Source organism: Microbacterium sp. H6 (assembly GCF_003314775.1).
GTDB classification, from domain to species: Bacteria; Actinomycetota; Actinomycetes; order Actinomycetales; family Microbacteriaceae; genus Microbacterium; species Microbacterium oxydans.
Map to the genome: position 1 here is coordinate 1 of NZ_QOAY01000018.1, position 206 is coordinate 206.

The following is a 206-nucleotide window of genomic DNA, read 5'->3' on the forward strand; positions in this document are numbered from 1 at the left end:
GGGCCGGGCCGCCTCGGGCAGGCTGTGGGCCTGCGACATCCGCTGCACGACGGGATCGACGCCGTCACGGCAGGCCAGCAGCACGGGGCGCGGGCGGAACTCTGGCTGGGGCCGCAGCGCGACGACGTGGTGAGCGGTCCTCGGGTCGGAGTGGCAGGCGTCGCGGGGACCGCGGCATTCCCGTGGCGCTTCTGGATCGAAGCGGA

Annotated in this window: 1 protein-coding gene; it reads left to right on the forward strand. The window is 75.2% G+C overall.

Annotated features, from left to right (window positions below; translation table 11 throughout):
* Nucleotides 1-206: DNA-3-methyladenine glycosylase (locus DSP71_RS00695; protein WP_147251148.1), on the forward strand; the 206-nt coding region annotated here is incomplete at both ends.